The sequence below is a fragment of the Neptuniibacter sp. 1_MG-2023 genome (assembly GCF_030547185.1).
Lineage (GTDB): Bacteria > Pseudomonadota > Gammaproteobacteria > Pseudomonadales > Balneatricaceae > Neptuniibacter.
The window spans coordinates 434,242-449,947 of sequence record NZ_JAUOQR010000001.1 but is presented as its reverse complement, the minus strand read 5'-3'; the positions used below and the strand labels follow the sequence as shown (position 1 = coordinate 449,947).

Here is a 15,706-nt window from a genome sequence, read left to right as displayed (position 1 = left end):
AAGTTGGAGCTTGAGAATGTCCGAGATCAAAAAGGTCGTTCTGGCCTATTCCGGTGGATTAGACACGTCCGTAATTGTTCGTTGGTTACAAGATGAGTACAACGCAGAAGTTGTTACCTTTACTGCTGATTTAGGGCAGGGTGAAGAGGTTGAACCTGCACGTGCTAAAGCCGAAGCGCTAGGTGTTAAAGAGATCTATATTGAAGATCTGCGTGAAGAGTTTGTACGTGATTTTGTATTCCCTATGTTCCGTGCTAATACGATTTACGAGGGTGAGTACTTATTAGGTACGTCTATAGCACGTCCGTTAATCGCAAAACGTTTGATTGAAATTGCGAATGAAACGGGCGCAGATGCTATCTCTCATGGCGCTACAGGTAAAGGCAACGATCAGGTTCGTTTTGAGTTAGGTGCTTATGCGCTTAAACCTGGCGTTCATGTGATTGCCCCTTGGCGCGAATGGGATTTGAATTCCCGTGAATCTTTGATGAATTATTGTGAAACTCACAATATTGAAGTTGATTACGCGAAAAACAAGAAAAAGTCCCCTTACTCTATGGATGCTAACCTTCTTCACATCTCTTATGAAGGTGGTATTTTAGAAGACCCTTGGGCTGAAGCTGAAGAAGAGATGTGGCGTTGGTCTGTATCTCCTGAGAATGCTCCAGATCAGGCGACTTACCTTGAGTTGACCTATGAGAAAGGTGATATTGTTGCCATTAACGGTGAGGCAATGAGTCCAGCTACGGTTCTTGAATACCTGAATAAAGTAGGTGGCGAGAATGGTATTGGTCGTTTAGATATTGTTGAGAACCGTTTTGTTGGCATGAAATCTCGCGGCTGTTATGAAACTCCGGGCGGCACTATCATGATGAAAGCGCATCGTGCTATTGAGTCTATTACCTTAGACCGTGAAGCGGCTCACCTTAAAGATGAGTTGATGCCTAAGTATGCTAAAACCATTTATAACGGCTTCTGGTGGTCAGAAGAGCGTAAAATGATGCAGCAGTTGATCGATTACTCTCAGCGTGTCGTTAACGGTGATGTACGCGTTAAGCTTTACAAGGGCGCTGTTGAGGTCGTTGGTCGTCGTTCTGATGACAGTCTTTTTGATGAAAGTATCGCAACATTCGAAGATGATGCAGGCTCTTACGATCAGAAAGATGCGGCAGGTTTTATTAAACTGAATGCACTACGTATGCGTATTGCAGCGAGTAAAGGACGTAATCTTTTAGAAGATTAAGTTGTTACTTGCTCTTTTAAAAACCCCGTACTAGTCCTGCGGGGTTTTTTATTGTCTAGAGAGTCGCTTAAACTTTGATAATATCCTGATTTATATGCTACTTTTGCTGATACGTAATCTTTATGACGCCTATGGAAATTAATTACTCAGGAAAGTCGGCTCTCATTGTAGACAGTAAGCTTGAAGACCTTGGGACGCTACGACAAATCCTGAGTCGTATAGGTGTGGGACAGATTCAGGTAGCTTCTTCGGTAAATATGGCGCTTAGTCTAATGAGGGAGTTCTCATATGACCTCTGTTTTGCTGCCTACGACATGGGAAAAGGTGAAAAAAATGGTCTTCAGTTGTTACATGAGGCCAATGCTGAATATATTTTCCCATCCTCTAGTGCGTACTTCCTTATTGTCGATCCTAAAGATGCAGAACTTCTCTTTGGCTCTTTAGAAAACTCTCCAGATACTTACCTTTCTAAACCTTTTGATCAGGCTAAGATACGTCAGCGTGTAGAAAAGCTATTACGAATAAAAGATGCGATAAAACCAATAGAGCAATTGTTGGATGAAGAGCATTTTGATGAGGTGATAGAAAAAGCTGAAATACTGGCAAAGCATTATCCTGGCTTAAATGTTGTGCTGCAGCGTATTACGGGAATTGCTCTGATCCGTATGCGACGTTTTAGTCAAGCAAAGGCACTATTTTTGACGTTGACTGAGAAGCGGTCATTACCTTGGGCTGAGGTTGGGAAAGGGATCGCTTATTTTAATTTAGGTGAATATTCAGATGCATTGTCGTCATTAAATAATGTAGTAAATCAGCAGCATATTTGCGTCGAGGCTTATACCTGGTTAGCTCGAACCCATCAGGTTAGGGGGGAGCTTGAATTGGCTGTTGCGTTGATGCGCAAAGCAGTGATGTTGCAACCGACTGTGCCTTCGTTGCAGGGGGAGCTAGCTGAACTTGCTAGTCAGACTGAGGAGTGGGAGATAGCTAAAGGGGCGTACCAGCGAGCGGTACGTTATGCGCGCTATTCAATCTTTCAGTCCCCTAAATATTACTTTGGGCTTGTTCGGGCGCTTATTCAAGCAAATACTCAGCGCTTAGCTGAGATAGAAGATGATGTCATAAGGATACTTGAGGATGTTGTGCTGGATCACCCTGATAATCAAGAGGTGATGTTTCGAGCAAAATTGATTAACTGTGATTTTTTTCGGATGGAATCTGATACTTCTCGTTTACAGCAGATGTTGCAGCAAACGTGGAATTTCTATTTAAGAATGGATTTGGATAGTCAGTGCAAGTGGTTAGATGTCATGGTTGATACTGCTAGTGATACAGATCTCGATGACGAGGTGAAAAAGCGTCGTAAAGAGTTGACTAGAAAAATGATTGAAATGGAGTGGGGTAAAGCTAATTATGCTGCGATGACGAGTTTTAGGGGTGGGGATTTAGATAGGGCATTCCAAATGTTCGGCCGTGCCCATGAGTTGCTCCCCAGTCATACAGGTATAGCGCTTAACCTTGTGCAAGCGGGTATTGAAAAAGCGAAAAGAGGCGAGAGTGCTCTTTGGATTTTGCTTTCGGTGCGTGATGTGCTTTCAACGGTTAATTTTGGCGCGTTGCCCACAAAGCAACAGCAGCGTTATAAAGTTCTTTTTAAGCGCTTTGTGGAGCAATATAATTTGCTTGTTCAGCCCCAAGAGGTGCCCCGTAACGACCCCCTGAGTCAGGAGCTTTAATCTAGGTTAAGCGTTAAATGGTTTCATCGTCATCTACAATTAAAAATGATGTTGAGGTTTGGGTATCCGAATCGCCTTCTTGTCTATTAAGGTTTCGAGCGAGTTTTCGGCTTAAGAGCTTTTTCTGCGCCATAGGTGGGAGGTCGGTAAACATAATGATGTTTTTTCCGACAAGCACATCAATTAGATCTTCGAAGATACGAGATACAGCCGCATCGGATTGCTCTAAGAACTCTTCCGCAGAAAATTCATTATCATTGATCGAGAGGAATGCTAGAACCTCTTTGTTTTTTATATCGACCGCTTCTGCTCCTGTTTGAAAGGTTTCAGAGAGGCTGATAATGCGTCCTTCTTCATTGCGTATGGCGTATAACATATTGATTTGCTACATTGGTTGGGTTTTAAAGCGTTGTTGTCATACGCTTTTTTTTGAGTATCTCTCTCATATAAGGTTAAGGTCAAGGTAAATGAAAGCTGTTCAGGATCCTTTGCTCGGTTGTCTAGTTCATCTAAGTAAGCAAAATCATAAGCCTTCCTCGCCTGAAGTGCTCTGTGAGGGCCTCCCCCTAGTTAATAATAAGTTAACACCCAAGCTGTTTGTTCGGGCGGCCAAACGGGCCGGTTTTGCCGCTCAAGTGTTGAAACGTTCACTCGATGATATCTCCCCACTCGTTCTTCCTGCTGTTTTGTTGTTAGAGGGTGATAACGCCTGTGTTTTACAGGAAATTGACCGGGATACTGGACAAGCACTTATTGTGCAGCCTGAAAGTGGTGGTGAGCATAAGGTAGATCTTGAGCAGTTAAGAAATAGTTATCTTGGTTATGCTATTTTTGTTCGTTTGGAATATCGCTTTCAGGAGCAGGTGTCAAAGCTGCTAGAAGGGCATAAAGGTCATTGGTTTTGGGGAACAATCAAGCGTTCATCTGCTATATATCGTGATGTTCTTATCGCCTCTTTTCTGATTAACCTATTTGTTATTGCCAATCCTTTGTTTGTTATGAATGTTTATGATCGTGTTGTACCAAACAATGCGATTGAAACATTATGGGTGCTGGCTATAGGTGTCTTTATTGTTTATTTGTTTGACTTTGGTTTGAAGATGCTACGTTCCTACTTTATTGAAATTGCAGGTAAAAAAGGTGATGTCATATTGTCAGCACTCCTGTTTGAGAAGGTTCTGTCGTTAAAATATAGTGCACTCCCCGCGTCTGTAGGCTCTTTTGCGAGCAACTTAAGAGAGTTTGATAGTATTAAAACCTTTTTAAGTTCCACGACTAATGTAGTTTTTATTGATCTACCGTTCGCTATTTTGTTTTTAGTTGTGATTGGTTTTATCGGGGGGCCATTGGTTATTGTTCCCTTGGCAATCATCCCTTTGATTATTTTGTTTTCGTTTATTGTACGTCCCTATCTCAAAGAGGCTGTAGAAAAAACATTTGCATCTAATTCACAAAAAAATTCTACGTTGATAGAAAGCTTAACCGCGATGGAAACGGTGAAAACCCAGCGCGCTAGTTCGTCGATGCAATTGAGTTGGGAACAAGCTGTAGGTTATATCGCTAAGTGGAGTTTGAAGTCGCGGATGTTGTCGGCATCGGTCGTCAATTTTGCTTCCTTTGCTCAACAGCTGACATCGGTAGGTATTATTATTACGGGTGTATATCTGATTAGTGAACGAGAAATTACGATGGGAGCTTTAGTTGCCTGCGTGATGTTATCAGGTCGTGCTATCGCGCCTATGAGTCAGGTGGCAAATTTAGTGATCTCTTACCATCAAGCGTCAACGGCGTTAAAAGGCTTGAATGAAATAATGCAGATGCCATCTGAGCGTTCAGAAGGTCAGCAGTTTGTTTATCGTGATGAGTTAAAAGGTGCAATTGAGTTTAAAAATGTAAGTTTTGCCTATCCGGGTGAGCAGCAAAAGGCTCTAGATAATGTGTCTTTTAATGTTAAAGCTGGTGAAAAGGTTGCACTGATTGGGCGTATAGGATCGGGTAAGTCTAGTATCGAGAAATTAGTTCTTGGCTTATATGATGTTACAGAAGGCTCTGTTCGTATTGATGGCTTAGATATTAATCAAATCGATCCTGTTGATCTGCGTCGGAATTTTGGTTATATGCCGCAAGATATTATGTTATTTGCAGGGAGTGTACGTGACAATATTGTGATTGGTTCCCCTCAGACTGAAGACTCTAGACTTGTGGAAGTGGCTAATCTATCAGGCGTATCAGACATGGTGAATAGACACCCGCAAGGGTTTGATATGTCAGTAGGTGAGCGCGGTGCGTCTCTTTCGGGAGGGCAGCGTCAGGCCGTCGCAGTAGCAAGATCTTTAGTGCATGATCCCAATGTTTTGATTTTAGATGAGCCAACGGCATCGATGGATAATGCTTCAGAAGAGCATATTAAATCTATGTTGAAAAAATACACTGCAGATAAAACGATGTTAGTGGTTACGCATAAAATGTCATTACTTTCTTTGGTTGATCGAATCATCGTTATGGACTCGGGCAGAGTGGTTGCTGACGGCCCTAAAGATGTTGTATTGGATGCCTTGAAGCAAGGGCGCCTTCAGGTGCAGAAATGAGTGTTATGAATCACAATAAAAAAGACCTTCCGTATATGTCTAGCGTTAGTGAAGCTATAGCTGAACAAACACCTAAAGGTGCAAGCTTTCTTCTTTGGGTGATGGTTCTTTTTATTAGTATCGCTATAGCTTGGGCTATGTGGGCTGAATTAGATGAGATTACGCGTGGGGATGGAGAGATCATACCTTCAAGCCAGTTGCAGGTCATTGAAACGCTGGAGGGGGGCGCAGTATCGGAAATTCTTGTACGTGAAGGCGATATAGTTGAAAAAGGCCAAGTATTACTGCGTATTGATGATATTCGCTTCTCTAGCTCGTTGCAGGAAAATTTAGTGCGCCAGTATGAGCTCATCGCAAAAGCCGCACGCTTAAAAGCGGAAGCTGATAATGTGGAATTTGTTAGCCCCGAAGGTTTCCCAGCAAAATATCAATCTATGGTTGAACAGGAAAGGTATCTTTATTCTACTCGTAAAGCTGAAATGCAAGCGGGCATGGAGGGGTTGAAGCAACAGATCTCCCAACGAGGGCAAGAGCTTAAGGCCGCTAAATCTCAAGAGGGGCAGTTGGCCCGTAGTTATAGTCTATTAAAGCGCGAGTTGGATATTACGCGCCCTTTATTAAAAGAGGGTGTGATTTCCGAGGTGGAATTTTTGCGCTTAAAGCGTCAATTAAATGATCTACTCGGAGAGCTATCAGGCGTTCGTTTGAATATTCCTCGTATTGAGTCAACTTTACAGGAAACTAAGCAGAAGTTAGGTGAGTTTGAACTTCAGTATCGAAACGAAGCACAAAAAGAGTTGAACGAGGTGGGGGCGGAAATTTCACGTATTACCCAAGCACTTACTGGTATGAGTGATCGTATAGCTCGAGCTGAAGTAAAAGCTCCCGTAAAAGGCACAGTAAAACAGTTGTTTGTGAATACCATTGAGGGTGTAGTTCAGCCCGGTGATGAGTTGCTGAATATTATTCCTTGGGAGGATACGTTGTTGGTTGAGGCGAGGATTAAACCTGCGGACATCGCCAATATCACGCCTGGGCAAAAAGCGGTTATCAAAGTAACAGCGTATGATTTCTCGATCTATGGTGGGGTTGATGCTGAGGTGCTTTTTGTTAGTCCAAGTACCATTTTGGACGAAGAGGGGAATAGTTATTACCTTGTACGCTTACAGACAGATACGCCTTACATTGCTACAGCCTCAGCGGAGTTGCCTTTGATTTCTGGTATGACTGTAGGTGTCGATATTCTTACAGGTAAGAAAACGGTTATGGATTATTTGTTAAAACCTGTATTAAAAGCGAAGGAAAATGCCTTAACGGAAAGATAGTTTTTTGCTAATAAAACAGGATGTTACTGACTAGGTGTTTAGTATTTAGGCTGGTTTTGTGGCTGGTGAGCTAAGAATTGTGTCTAAGTATTACATTGGACATATTTTTTTGTTATAAACGCATGTGCATTGCTGCTATTAATAGTACTTTTTAATAATGCTTTTAGGTGATGTGCTTAAAAATCTTAGAATCAATCCTAAATATAGTTAGGTAAAGGATGATAAGGGTGCAGTTATTTTACTGTGAATAACTGCCAGAAACTCAAGGAATAGTATTGAGTATAGCTGGAGCTTTGAACCGCTTAAAGCATGAGGCGCTATGGCTAAATTAAGCGCGCTATGTGCTTCATTTATAAGCGAAGTCAGTTTCTGTTCAGTTACAAAAAGTGATAATCTATATAACCATACGGTAGCAATGGTTATTTTTTGACTGTATATGCTTGCTAACCTTACTTAACCTTAAAGATTGGAGAGGTGGATTCTAAGAATTATGCAGTTATTCTTCATTAGTAACCGACCAAAAGTCCTGGAGCGCTGGAACCATTTATTGAGTGATTGGGATCCTGAGACGGTTGGAGTAGATGAAGTTTCAGCTAAGTTGGCTGGTGGTGGTATTTTACTGATGCATTTAAGTTCAGTGGATGAAGCTGATAGTCAGCGCATATTCAGTTACAAAAAGGATAATCCTAAAAGCATTTTGATTGTCTGTACTGATGTCCCTAATGAGGAAGAGGGGGTTGAGGTTTTACAGCTAGGTGCTAATGGTTATACAAACACGTATGTAACAGGTTCGCTGCTATTAGAGGTGGTGAAGACTGTGCTCCGTGGTGATATTTGGGCTGGGCCTGAGTTATTACAGAAGCTGCTTAGACGGCTATTAAATAATTTGCCTGCATCAAATAGTAAAGTGGACACCGCAGAGTCTGTAGATTGTTTTGACGGATTAAGTAGTCGTGAGCAACAAGTGCTGTCAGTTTTGGTGACAGGTGCTAGTAATAAGGAGATTGCTCGCGAGCTTGAAATTACTGAACGAACAGTTAAAGCCCATCTGAGTTCTATTTTTCAGAAAGCAGGGGTTTCAGACAGAGTTTCGCTGGTCTTATTGGCCAGTAAATCACCGTCATTGGTGGTTTGAAGGTAATTCGGTGGTGGCTACAAACTATTTATTTAAAGGGCGGAAGTAACTTATGTTTAGGTCGATGATTGCTGGTGTGCTTATTGGAACGGTAAGTACCCTCTCCTACTCAGCCTCTTTGGAAGAGGTTGTTACTCAAGGGTTATCAGATAATCCTGACGTACAGCGGGCAATTAGTTATCGAAATTCAGTCTACCAAGAGGTCCGACAAGCAAAAGGTGGTTATCTTCCTAAGGTTGATATATCGGCGGGCTATGGCTATGAATGGACAAACAATACAACGACCGGTGCCAGCGGTTTAGATGATGTTGAGCTAAATCGAGGTGAGGCGGGGTTAAGTATTCGTCAAATGCTCTTTGATGGTTTTGCAACATCAAGCGAGGTTAATCGTCAGAAAGCCCGTGCTTTATCTGCCGATAAACGTCTAGTCGAATCTGCCGAGTCTTATGCGTTGGATGCAACGCGTGCCTATATTGAATTAAATCGTAGAAACGCTCTTTTTCAGCAAGCGAAAGAAACTTTATATAACCACGTTAAAATTTATGACCGCATTAAGCGTCGTTCAGAATCAGGCTTAGGTGCGTTAGCCTCTATCCAGCAAGCGGAAGGCCGTTTAGCCTTGGCAGAAGTTAATGTTTTAGCCGCTGAAAATAATCTTTTAGATGCTAAGGCTAATTTCCAACGTGTGACTGGTGTTCCCGCTCCGGAAGATATTGTTTATCCTGAGTTAACTAATATCACCATTCCTGCAACTATTACTGAAACAACAGAAGTAGCGATGAGTAATCATCCGACACTGCAAGTTGCTGAAGCGGATACTCTTGCGGCTGTTGCTCAATATGATGCAGCTAAACGGAACTACTATCCACGATTTGATTTTGAAGTAGATCGTACATGGAATAACGACCTCGATGGCGTTGATGGTATGAATGAAGATCTAACGGCTATGGTTCGCATGCGTTATAACTTGTATAACGGTGGTGTAGATCAAGCTAAAGTTCGTCAAACCCAACACCAAATTGAAGAAGCTAAAGCGATCCAGAATAATGCGCACCGTGAGGTTATGCAGAGTGTTGAGCTTTCATGGAATGCGTTTTCCATTTTAAGTCGTCAGGTTCCTTATTTAGAACAACATGTGGCAGCCAGCCAAGAGACTCGTAACTCATACCTAAAACAATTTAATATTGGTCAGCGCTCTTTATTGGATCTACTCGATACTGAGAATGAGGTTTTCTCAGCAAAGAATGATCTGACGAATGCATTACATGATCAGCTTATTGCTAAATACCGTGTTGTGAATGGTATGGGTACGTTGTTGGATAGCTTAAACCTTTCATTGCCAGAACCGAATTTGGGTGATGTAGAGGAAAAAAGTCAGCTTGCTGATGCTAAATAAATAAAGAATGACTCTCAGAGTTGTTCTATCATTGAAAAGAGAGGGTGAAGTTAATTAGAATCCCTCCTCAACCTTGTTATTTGAAAAGGGTTGCCATTGGCAGCCCTTTTTTCTTTATGTGAAGTGCCAAAATGAAAGCTCATAAAATTAGCCAAGCCCCAATCCCAATGCGAACCGTTGGTCCTATTAAAATTAGCGGCTCCGTATTAGATGAAAAGATATCGGTACCTTTGGCTACCTATGAAACACCGCTTTGGCCTTCTGTTGGTCGAGGAGCGCGGATCTCTGTATTAACTGAGGGGATTAAAACAACGGTAATTGATGAGCGTATGAGTCGCTCAATTCTCTTGGAAGCGGATGATGCTTACGAAGCCGTTAATGCGTTGAACTCCATTAAATCACGCATGGATGAGATAAACCAAGTGGTTGCAAAAAGCAGTCGCTTTGCCAAGCTCATTGATATGAACAGCCAGATTGTAGCGAATATGATCTATCTGCGTTTAGAGTTCACGACGGGAGATGCATCAGGTCACAATATGGTGACGAATGCGGCCGATAAAATCATTCCTTGGTTATTAACGGAATACCCTCAACTGCGTTATTCATCTATTTCGGGTAACTACTGTTCAGATAAAAAGGCTACAGCGGTTAATGGGATCCTGGGGCGTGGTAAATATGTTGTGTGCGAAATTTTAATCTCGCGCGAACTTTGTGAGCGCCGCTTAAAAACTACACCGGAAAAAGTGGTTGACCTTAATATTAAGAAAAACCTGATTGGTACAATGATAGCGGGTGGCCTGCGTAGTGCTAATGCTCACTTTGCTAATATGCTTTTAGCTTTCTACCTTGCTACAGGGCAAGATGCTGCCAATATTATTGAAGGGTCTCAAGGTATAGTGCATGCAGAGGTGCGTGGTGACGATCTTTATTTTTCCTGTACTTTACCTAATCTCATTATGGGTTCTGTGGGGAATGGTAAAGGGATTGATTTTGTAGAAGATAATCTTGCGATGCTGGGTTGTAAAGAAGATAGAGCGCCGGGTGAAAATGCACGTCGTTTAGCAGCTATCTGTGCAGCGACGGTGTTATGTGGTGAGCTTTCTCTGTTAGCGGCGCAGACAAATCCAGGTGAGCTTATGGAAGCGCATCTTAAGTTGGAGCGATAATGACGGATCTAACCAATGACCGTAAACTTGAGCATATTCGAGCTATTGAGAATGATCCTTTAACTGATCGTTCAGGTCATTATTTTGATCAGATCAAACTGATGCATCGAGCTCTTCCTGAGATAGCGTTGGGGGAGGTAGATAGCTCCTGTGATTTCCTTGGAAAAAAGCTGAGTTTTCCTATGTTGATCTCATCAATGACCGGTGGAGATCATCAGCTTGTTAAACAGGTGAATCAGAATTTGGCGAAGGCGGCTCAGGTTTGTGGTGTTGCGATGGCTGTCGGTTCTCAACGCGTGATGTTTACTGCGCCTTCTGCAAGAGAAAGCTTCCAATTGCGTGATTTTGCCCCCGATGTACCGTTGATTAGCAATATTGGTGCAGTACAGTTGAATTGTGGTATGTCTAGCGAACAAATCCAAGATGCGATTGACTGCTTGCAAGCAGATGGTCTTTATCTGCATTTGAATCCCTTGCAAGAGGCGGTTCAGCCTGAAGGTGACACGGATTTTTCTAACTTAGGTAATGCCATTGCTAAATTAGTTAAAACGCTGGATATCCCGGTGCTTTTGAAAGAGGTGGGTAGTGGTTTGTCGCCAGCGGATATAGAGATTGGTCTGCAGGCAGGCATATCCATCTTTGATGTGGCTGGGAGCGGCGGTACCTCATGGAGTCGCATTGAACATCATCGTCGTCAAGACAGCAGTGATTTAGGGTTGAAGTTTCAAGATTGGGGTATTTCTACGCCAACTGCACTTAAAATGGCCAACCCTTATCTTGGACGTGCCACATTAGTTTCAAGTGGTGGTTTAAGGGATGGGATTGATATGGTTAAATCTGTTATACTCGGCGCCTCAATATGTGGCATGGCCGCTCCACTGCTTAAACCAGCGATGGAATCAAGCGAAGCGGTTGTCACAGAAATAGAAAAAATTAAAACAGAATTCAGAACTGCTATGTTTCTGCTTGGTGCCCGGGATGTTGCCGCTTTATTTAATAACCCAGCCCATATTTTAGAAGCGCGTTAGGATCGAGACCCCATAATGTCAGTTGGTATTGACGAAATTAGTTTCTATACATCTAATTATTTCTTAGACCTGAGAACTCTTGCAGACGTTCAAAAGATTGAGTCTGGGAAGTATTATCAAGGCATTTGGCAAGAAAAAATGTCAATGGCCGCTCCAGATGAAGATGTTGTGACTATGGCTGCAAATGCAGCCAATCCATTAATTGATCGTGTCGGTGCAGATACGATCGGTACCTTGTTGTTTGCTACAGAAACAGGGATCGATCAGTCTAAAGCTGCTGGCGTTTATGTTCATCGTTTATTAGGGCTAAATTCAAATTGTCGTGTCGTTGAATTAAAGCAGGCGTGCTACAGCGCAACCGCTGCGGTTCAGATGGCGTGCGCTTTAGTTGCTCGTCAGCCCAATAAAAAAGTACTGGTTATCGCATCCGATGTTGCTCGTTATGATCTGGATACTTCAGGTGAAGCGACCCAAGGCTGTGGTGCTGTAGCCATGCTTATCTCAACGAACCCTCGGTTAGTTGAAATTGATCCTGAAGTTGGAAATTACACTGAAGATGTGATGGATTTTTGGCGTCCTAACTATCGCACTACAGCTATAGTGGATGGTAAGTACTCCACCAAAATTTATTTAAAATCGCTTAAAAAGGCTTGGGAAAACTTTGTTGAAGTGAGTTCCTTAGCATTTAATGACTTTTCTCACTTTTGTTATCACCTACCTTTTAGCCGAATGGCTGAGAAAGCGCATAAGCATTTAGCTAAAGTGAATAAAGCTGGCTTGTCACTGGATCAAATAGAACAGCAGGTTGAAGATACGCTGCACTATAATCGAGTGATTGGTAACAGCTATACAGCATCAATGTATATTGGCCTAACCTCATTGCTAGAAAACTGTAAGGAAAACCTTGCCGGCCATAAAGTTGGCTTTTTTAGTTATGGTTCGGGTTGTGTAGCTGAGTTTTTCTCGGGCACGGTTGTGTCAGGTTACGAGCAATGTCTACATACGTTGACACATAAAAACATGTTGGATGCGCGTCGAGAAGTGACCTATGATGAGTATCTCACGCTCTACCATTATCCCGACCCTAGGGATGGCGGACACCATGATATTCCTGAGTCCACGACAGGACGTTATCGTTTAGCTGCAATCAGTGGTCATAAACGAGAATATGTTATCTGCTAAAGCCCCTGGGAAATTGATACTGAGTGGTGAACATTCAGTTGTCTATGGGGCTCCTGCCATTGCGCTAGCTGTGAACCATTTTGTCACAGCTAGCTATACTCCATCGGATTTCGATACGTTAATTATTACCTCCGCTGCGTTAGGGCGGGATAGCCGTACTTTGGGGCAACTGGAGACTTTTGTTGCGCATATAGATCAGCGTTTTGAGCGCTTTCTGTCCGGTGAGCTTGCGGTCCAAGATGTTTTAACGACCCCCCATGATCTTCTTTATTATGCGGTGTTACAGTCGGATAGATTAGGTGCTGGCAACATAACCATAAATAGTGAGATACCTACCGGTGCAGGTATGGGGTCATCGGCTGCTGTCATAGCGAGTTTACTTCAACTATTTGAATCCTCTTCTTCTATGCAAAAAGATGCTGTTGAACAGCAGGTGTTTTTCCAGAAAGTAAAATATTGCGAGCGCTTGCAGCATGGCCGAGGTAGCGCAATTGATGCTGCGGCTGTGACTTACGGTGGTACATTAAAAGTCGAAGATGGCAAAGTGATGCCTTTACCCATTATGTTGGGAGAGGGATGGTACTATTTTCATACGGGTACTCCTTGTTGCTCTACGGGAGAAACGGTTTCCGCTGTTAGAGAACAGTTTGCGAGCCAAGTCGATCTGTGGGAGCAGTTTGCCGATGTAACCCATTGTTTTGAGCAATATATAAATCAGCCTTCAGAGCTACTTGCGGTTATTAGATCCAACCATCGGCTATTACAAAAAATTGGTGTTGTACCTTTATCTGTATCACAGCTAATTGAGCGTATTGAAGCGCTAGGCGGTGCAGCTAAAATTTGTGGTGCAGGAGCTCATCGAGGTGAGGGGGCAGGGCAAGTACTAGTGTATTTTCCTGAACAAAGTACTGAGCTCTTAAGTGCGCAGCTCGGCATTCAGTTAACACCATTACAGCAACAATTAAGGGGAGCTCATCGTGCGTAAAATTCGTGCAAAAATACCCGGTAGTATTATGTTGATGGGCGAGCATTCAGTGCTCTTTGGAGAGAGAGCATTGGCCTGTGCTGTAGATAAATATATTGTTGTTGAATTAATGCCTCTGTCAGAACCTGAAGTGATAATTGATTCTGCCTTAGCGCATTACCGATCTAATTTAGCTCAGCTTACCGCTAACCCAAATTTAACTTTTGTGTTAGCTGCGATTGAATTGTTTACGAGTCAACTGCCAAATGGCTTTCGGTTAACTATTGAGTCAGAGTTTTCCCATAAGGTGGGATTGGGCTCTTCGGCGGCGGTAACAGCAGGTGTTGTAGCTGTTTTGTCCGCCTATGCTGAGCTTAAGGTAGATAATAAATCCTTATTTGAAAAAGCGTTAACTGTCGTGCACAAAGTGCAAGATGGACGTGGTTCAGGTACGGATTTAGTTGCTAGCATATACGGCTCTATTGTCGCTTATAGTGTTAATCCTTGTTCAATTAAAAAGCTGCCCGCATGTCCTGAAATATCTCTATTCTATGCAGGTTATAAGACAAAAACCCCAGATGTGTTACGCAGAGTTGAGAAATTAAGTAGCGCTAACCCTGAGATATATCAGCAGATTTATCATCTAATGGGGCAGGTGACATTGAAAGCAGAAAAAGCCGTTGTAGAGCTGGATTGGCAGAATTTTGGCTGTCTGATGAACCATTATCAAGGCTTAATGGATGCGTTAGGCGTATCTGATCGCGTTATTTCAGATATGGTTTATCGCTTACGATCCAGTGCTGATATACAAGGTGCCAAAATATCAGGTTCTGGTCTGGGTGATTGCGTATTAGCTTTAGGGCAGGTGACTGATCTAACTATGCCTTATGAGCAGATAGAGGTTGCAGTATCAGAGCAAGGAGTGAGTCTTGAGTATCTCTAAAAAGGATGTGATTGCAAATTACCTACCTCAAAGAACCGAGGCGGGCTTGAAAGCTGAGGCGTTTGCACCTAGTAATATTGCGTTATGCAAATATTGGGGGAAGCGAGATGTAGAGCTTAATCTACCTATTAATGGATCTTTGTCTATTTCTTTAGGTGAGTTGGGCAGTCATACATCAATAAATGAGTCTGACACAGGAGAGGATCAGGTTTATTTAAACGATGAGTTGCTTGAGCTAGATAGTAAGTTTGCCAGTAAAGTGATTAGGTTTATTGAGCTGTTTCGGCGAGATCTAGATCAGCCTATTACTGTGAGGACTGTAAATAATATTCCTACAGCGGCAGGTTTGGCATCATCTGCATCGGGCTTTGCTGCTTTGACTTTAGCGGTAAATGACTTTTATCGTTTTGGGTTGAAGAAAGAACATCTATCAGCTTTTGCTCGAATGGGGAGTGGCAGTGCTTCTCGTTCCATTTACCAAGGTTTTGTTGAGTGGCATTTAGGTGTTCGAACAGATGGTATGGATAGTTGTGCTGAACCTTTAGCTGCACAATGGCCTGGATTTAGGATTGGTCTGTTAAAAGTTGCAACCGGCGAGAAAAAAATAGATTCCCGTTCAGGTATGCAGCGCACAGTTGAATCCGCACCACTTTATAACTCATGGCCGCAGCAAGCTACCAATGATTTGAGGGTGATTAAAGAGGCTATTAAGAATCGGGATCTAGAATTATTAGGTCAAACTGCGGAGCAGAATGCCTTATCTATGCATGCCACTATGATAGGTTCTTGGCCGCCCTTACTTTATTGGCAGCCCGAGTCTGTTGCAGCAATGCATAGATTATGGGAATTAAGAGCATCGGGTGTTCAGGTTTACTTAACTATGGATGCGGGTCCCAACTTAAAGTTGATTTACCATAGTGAGTCTGAAGCTCAAGTAAGAGATGCTTTTCCTGAGTTAATGGACGTAGATATTGTTGCGCCGTTTGGATAAGTTATCTGT

Annotated in this window: 13 protein-coding genes; 12 read left to right on the top strand and 1 reads right to left on the bottom strand. The window is 42.7% G+C overall.

The window, feature by feature from the left end:
• Nucleotides 1-16 precede the first annotated feature (16 nt).
• Together Q4492_RS02085 and Q4492_RS02080 are read left to right on the top strand one after the other, a co-directional pair.
• Nucleotides 17-1,243, top strand: a complete 1,227-nt coding sequence (locus Q4492_RS02085) for an argininosuccinate synthase (protein ID WP_303415588.1) — start codon at nt 17-19, stop codon at nt 1,241-1,243.
• A gap of 131 nt (nt 1,244-1,374) precedes the next feature.
• Nucleotides 1,375-2,979 (top strand): tetratricopeptide repeat protein, encoded by a 1,605-nt coding sequence (locus tag Q4492_RS02080; RefSeq protein ID WP_303415587.1) that lies wholly within the window; start codon nt 1,375-1,377, stop codon nt 2,977-2,979.
• Nucleotides 2,980-2,992: 13 nt separating this feature from the next.
• Here the strand turns inward: Q4492_RS02080 and Q4492_RS02075 are convergent, their stop codons facing one another.
• Complete coding sequence (locus tag Q4492_RS02075; RefSeq protein ID WP_303415586.1) at nt 2,993-3,355, bottom strand: hypothetical protein; 363 nt, start codon at nt 3,353-3,355, stop codon at nt 2,993-2,995.
• A gap of 91 nt (nt 3,356-3,446) precedes the next feature.
• Between Q4492_RS02075 and Q4492_RS02070 the strand changes: the two genes are divergently transcribed.
• The 10 genes from Q4492_RS02070 to mvaD all read left to right on the top strand — a co-directional run bounded on the left by Q4492_RS02070 (nt 3,447) and on the right by mvaD (nt 15,697).
• Nucleotides 3,447-5,567: a type I secretion system permease/ATPase gene (locus Q4492_RS02070; protein WP_303415585.1), complete on the top strand. Its 2,121-nt coding sequence runs from the start codon at nt 3,447-3,449 to the stop codon at nt 5,565-5,567.
• The gene (locus Q4492_RS02065) at nt 5,564-6,892 is read left to right on the top strand and encodes an HlyD family type I secretion periplasmic adaptor subunit (RefSeq protein WP_303415584.1); all 1,329 of its coding nucleotides are present in this window, start codon (nt 5,564-5,566) and stop codon (nt 6,890-6,892) included. The genes Q4492_RS02070 and Q4492_RS02065 overlap by 4 nt, the downstream gene beginning before the upstream one ends.
• Nucleotides 6,893-7,382: 490 nt before the next feature.
• Entirely contained in the window at nt 7,383-8,027 is a 645-nt protein-coding gene (locus Q4492_RS02060; protein WP_303415583.1) for a response regulator transcription factor, read from the top strand.
• 52 nt (nt 8,028-8,079) lie between these two features.
• Nucleotides 8,080-9,423 (top strand): TolC family outer membrane protein, encoded by a 1,344-nt coding sequence (locus tag Q4492_RS02055; protein ID WP_303415582.1) that lies wholly within the window; start codon nt 8,080-8,082, stop codon nt 9,421-9,423.
• A 131-nt stretch (nt 9,424-9,554) separates the two neighbouring features.
• Nucleotides 9,555-10,589 carry a hydroxymethylglutaryl-CoA reductase gene (locus Q4492_RS02050; protein WP_303415581.1) on the top strand — a complete coding sequence of 345 codons (1,035 nt, stop codon included), beginning with the start codon at nt 9,555-9,557 and terminating at the stop codon, nt 10,587-10,589.
• Entirely contained in the window at nt 10,589-11,617 is a 1,029-nt protein-coding gene (fni, locus tag Q4492_RS02045; RefSeq protein ID WP_303415580.1) for a type 2 isopentenyl-diphosphate Delta-isomerase, read from the top strand. The genes Q4492_RS02050 and fni overlap by 1 nt, the downstream gene beginning before the upstream one ends.
• A gap of 15 nt (nt 11,618-11,632) precedes the next feature.
• A complete protein-coding gene (locus tag Q4492_RS02040; RefSeq protein ID WP_303415579.1) occupies nt 11,633-12,799 on the top strand; it encodes a hydroxymethylglutaryl-CoA synthase in 1,167 nt (388 codons plus the stop codon).
• Nucleotides 12,786-13,784, top strand: a complete 999-nt coding sequence (locus Q4492_RS02035) for a mevalonate kinase (protein ID WP_303415578.1) — start codon at nt 12,786-12,788, stop codon at nt 13,782-13,784. The genes Q4492_RS02040 and Q4492_RS02035 overlap by 14 nt, the downstream gene beginning before the upstream one ends.
• Nucleotides 13,777-14,706, top strand: a complete 930-nt coding sequence (gene mvk / locus Q4492_RS02030) for a mevalonate kinase (RefSeq protein ID WP_303415577.1) — start codon at nt 13,777-13,779, stop codon at nt 14,704-14,706. The genes Q4492_RS02035 and mvk overlap by 8 nt, the downstream gene beginning before the upstream one ends.
• Entirely contained in the window at nt 14,693-15,697 is a 1,005-nt protein-coding gene (gene mvaD, locus Q4492_RS02025) for a diphosphomevalonate decarboxylase (RefSeq protein WP_303415576.1), read from the top strand. Before mvk ends, mvaD begins: the two co-directional genes overlap by 14 nt.
• Nucleotides 15,698-15,706 lie beyond the last annotated feature (9 nt).

Bases quoted from the DNA above. Each gene is read 5' to 3' on its own strand.
- Q4492_RS02080 (WP_303415587.1), top strand. From the start codon at position 1,375: ATGGAAATTAATTACTCAGGAAAGTCGGCTCTCATTGTAGACAGTAAG.
- Q4492_RS02055 (WP_303415582.1), top strand. From the start codon at position 8,080: ATGTTTAGGTCGATGATTGCTGGTGTGCTTATTGGAACGGTAAGTACC.
- Q4492_RS02060 (WP_303415583.1), top strand. From the start codon at position 7,383: ATGCAGTTATTCTTCATTAGTAACCGACCAAAAGTCCTGGAGCGCTGG.
- Q4492_RS02065 (WP_303415584.1), top strand. From the start codon at position 5,564: ATGAGTGTTATGAATCACAATAAAAAAGACCTTCCGTATATGTCTAGC.
- Q4492_RS02070 (WP_303415585.1), top strand. From the start codon at position 3,447: ATGAAAGCTGTTCAGGATCCTTTGCTCGGTTGTCTAGTTCATCTAAGT.
- Q4492_RS02050 (WP_303415581.1), top strand. From the start codon at position 9,555: ATGAAAGCTCATAAAATTAGCCAAGCCCCAATCCCAATGCGAACCGTT.
- fni (WP_303415580.1), top strand. From the start codon at position 10,589: ATGACGGATCTAACCAATGACCGTAAACTTGAGCATATTCGAGCTATT.
- Q4492_RS02075 (WP_303415586.1), bottom strand. From the start codon at position 3,355: ATGTTATACGCCATACGCAATGAAGAAGGACGCATTATCAGCCTCTCT.
- Q4492_RS02085 (WP_303415588.1), top strand. From the start codon at position 17: ATGTCCGAGATCAAAAAGGTCGTTCTGGCCTATTCCGGTGGATTAGAC.
- Q4492_RS02035 (WP_303415578.1), top strand. From the start codon at position 12,786: ATGTTATCTGCTAAAGCCCCTGGGAAATTGATACTGAGTGGTGAACAT.
- Q4492_RS02040 (WP_303415579.1), top strand. From the start codon at position 11,633: ATGTCAGTTGGTATTGACGAAATTAGTTTCTATACATCTAATTATTTC.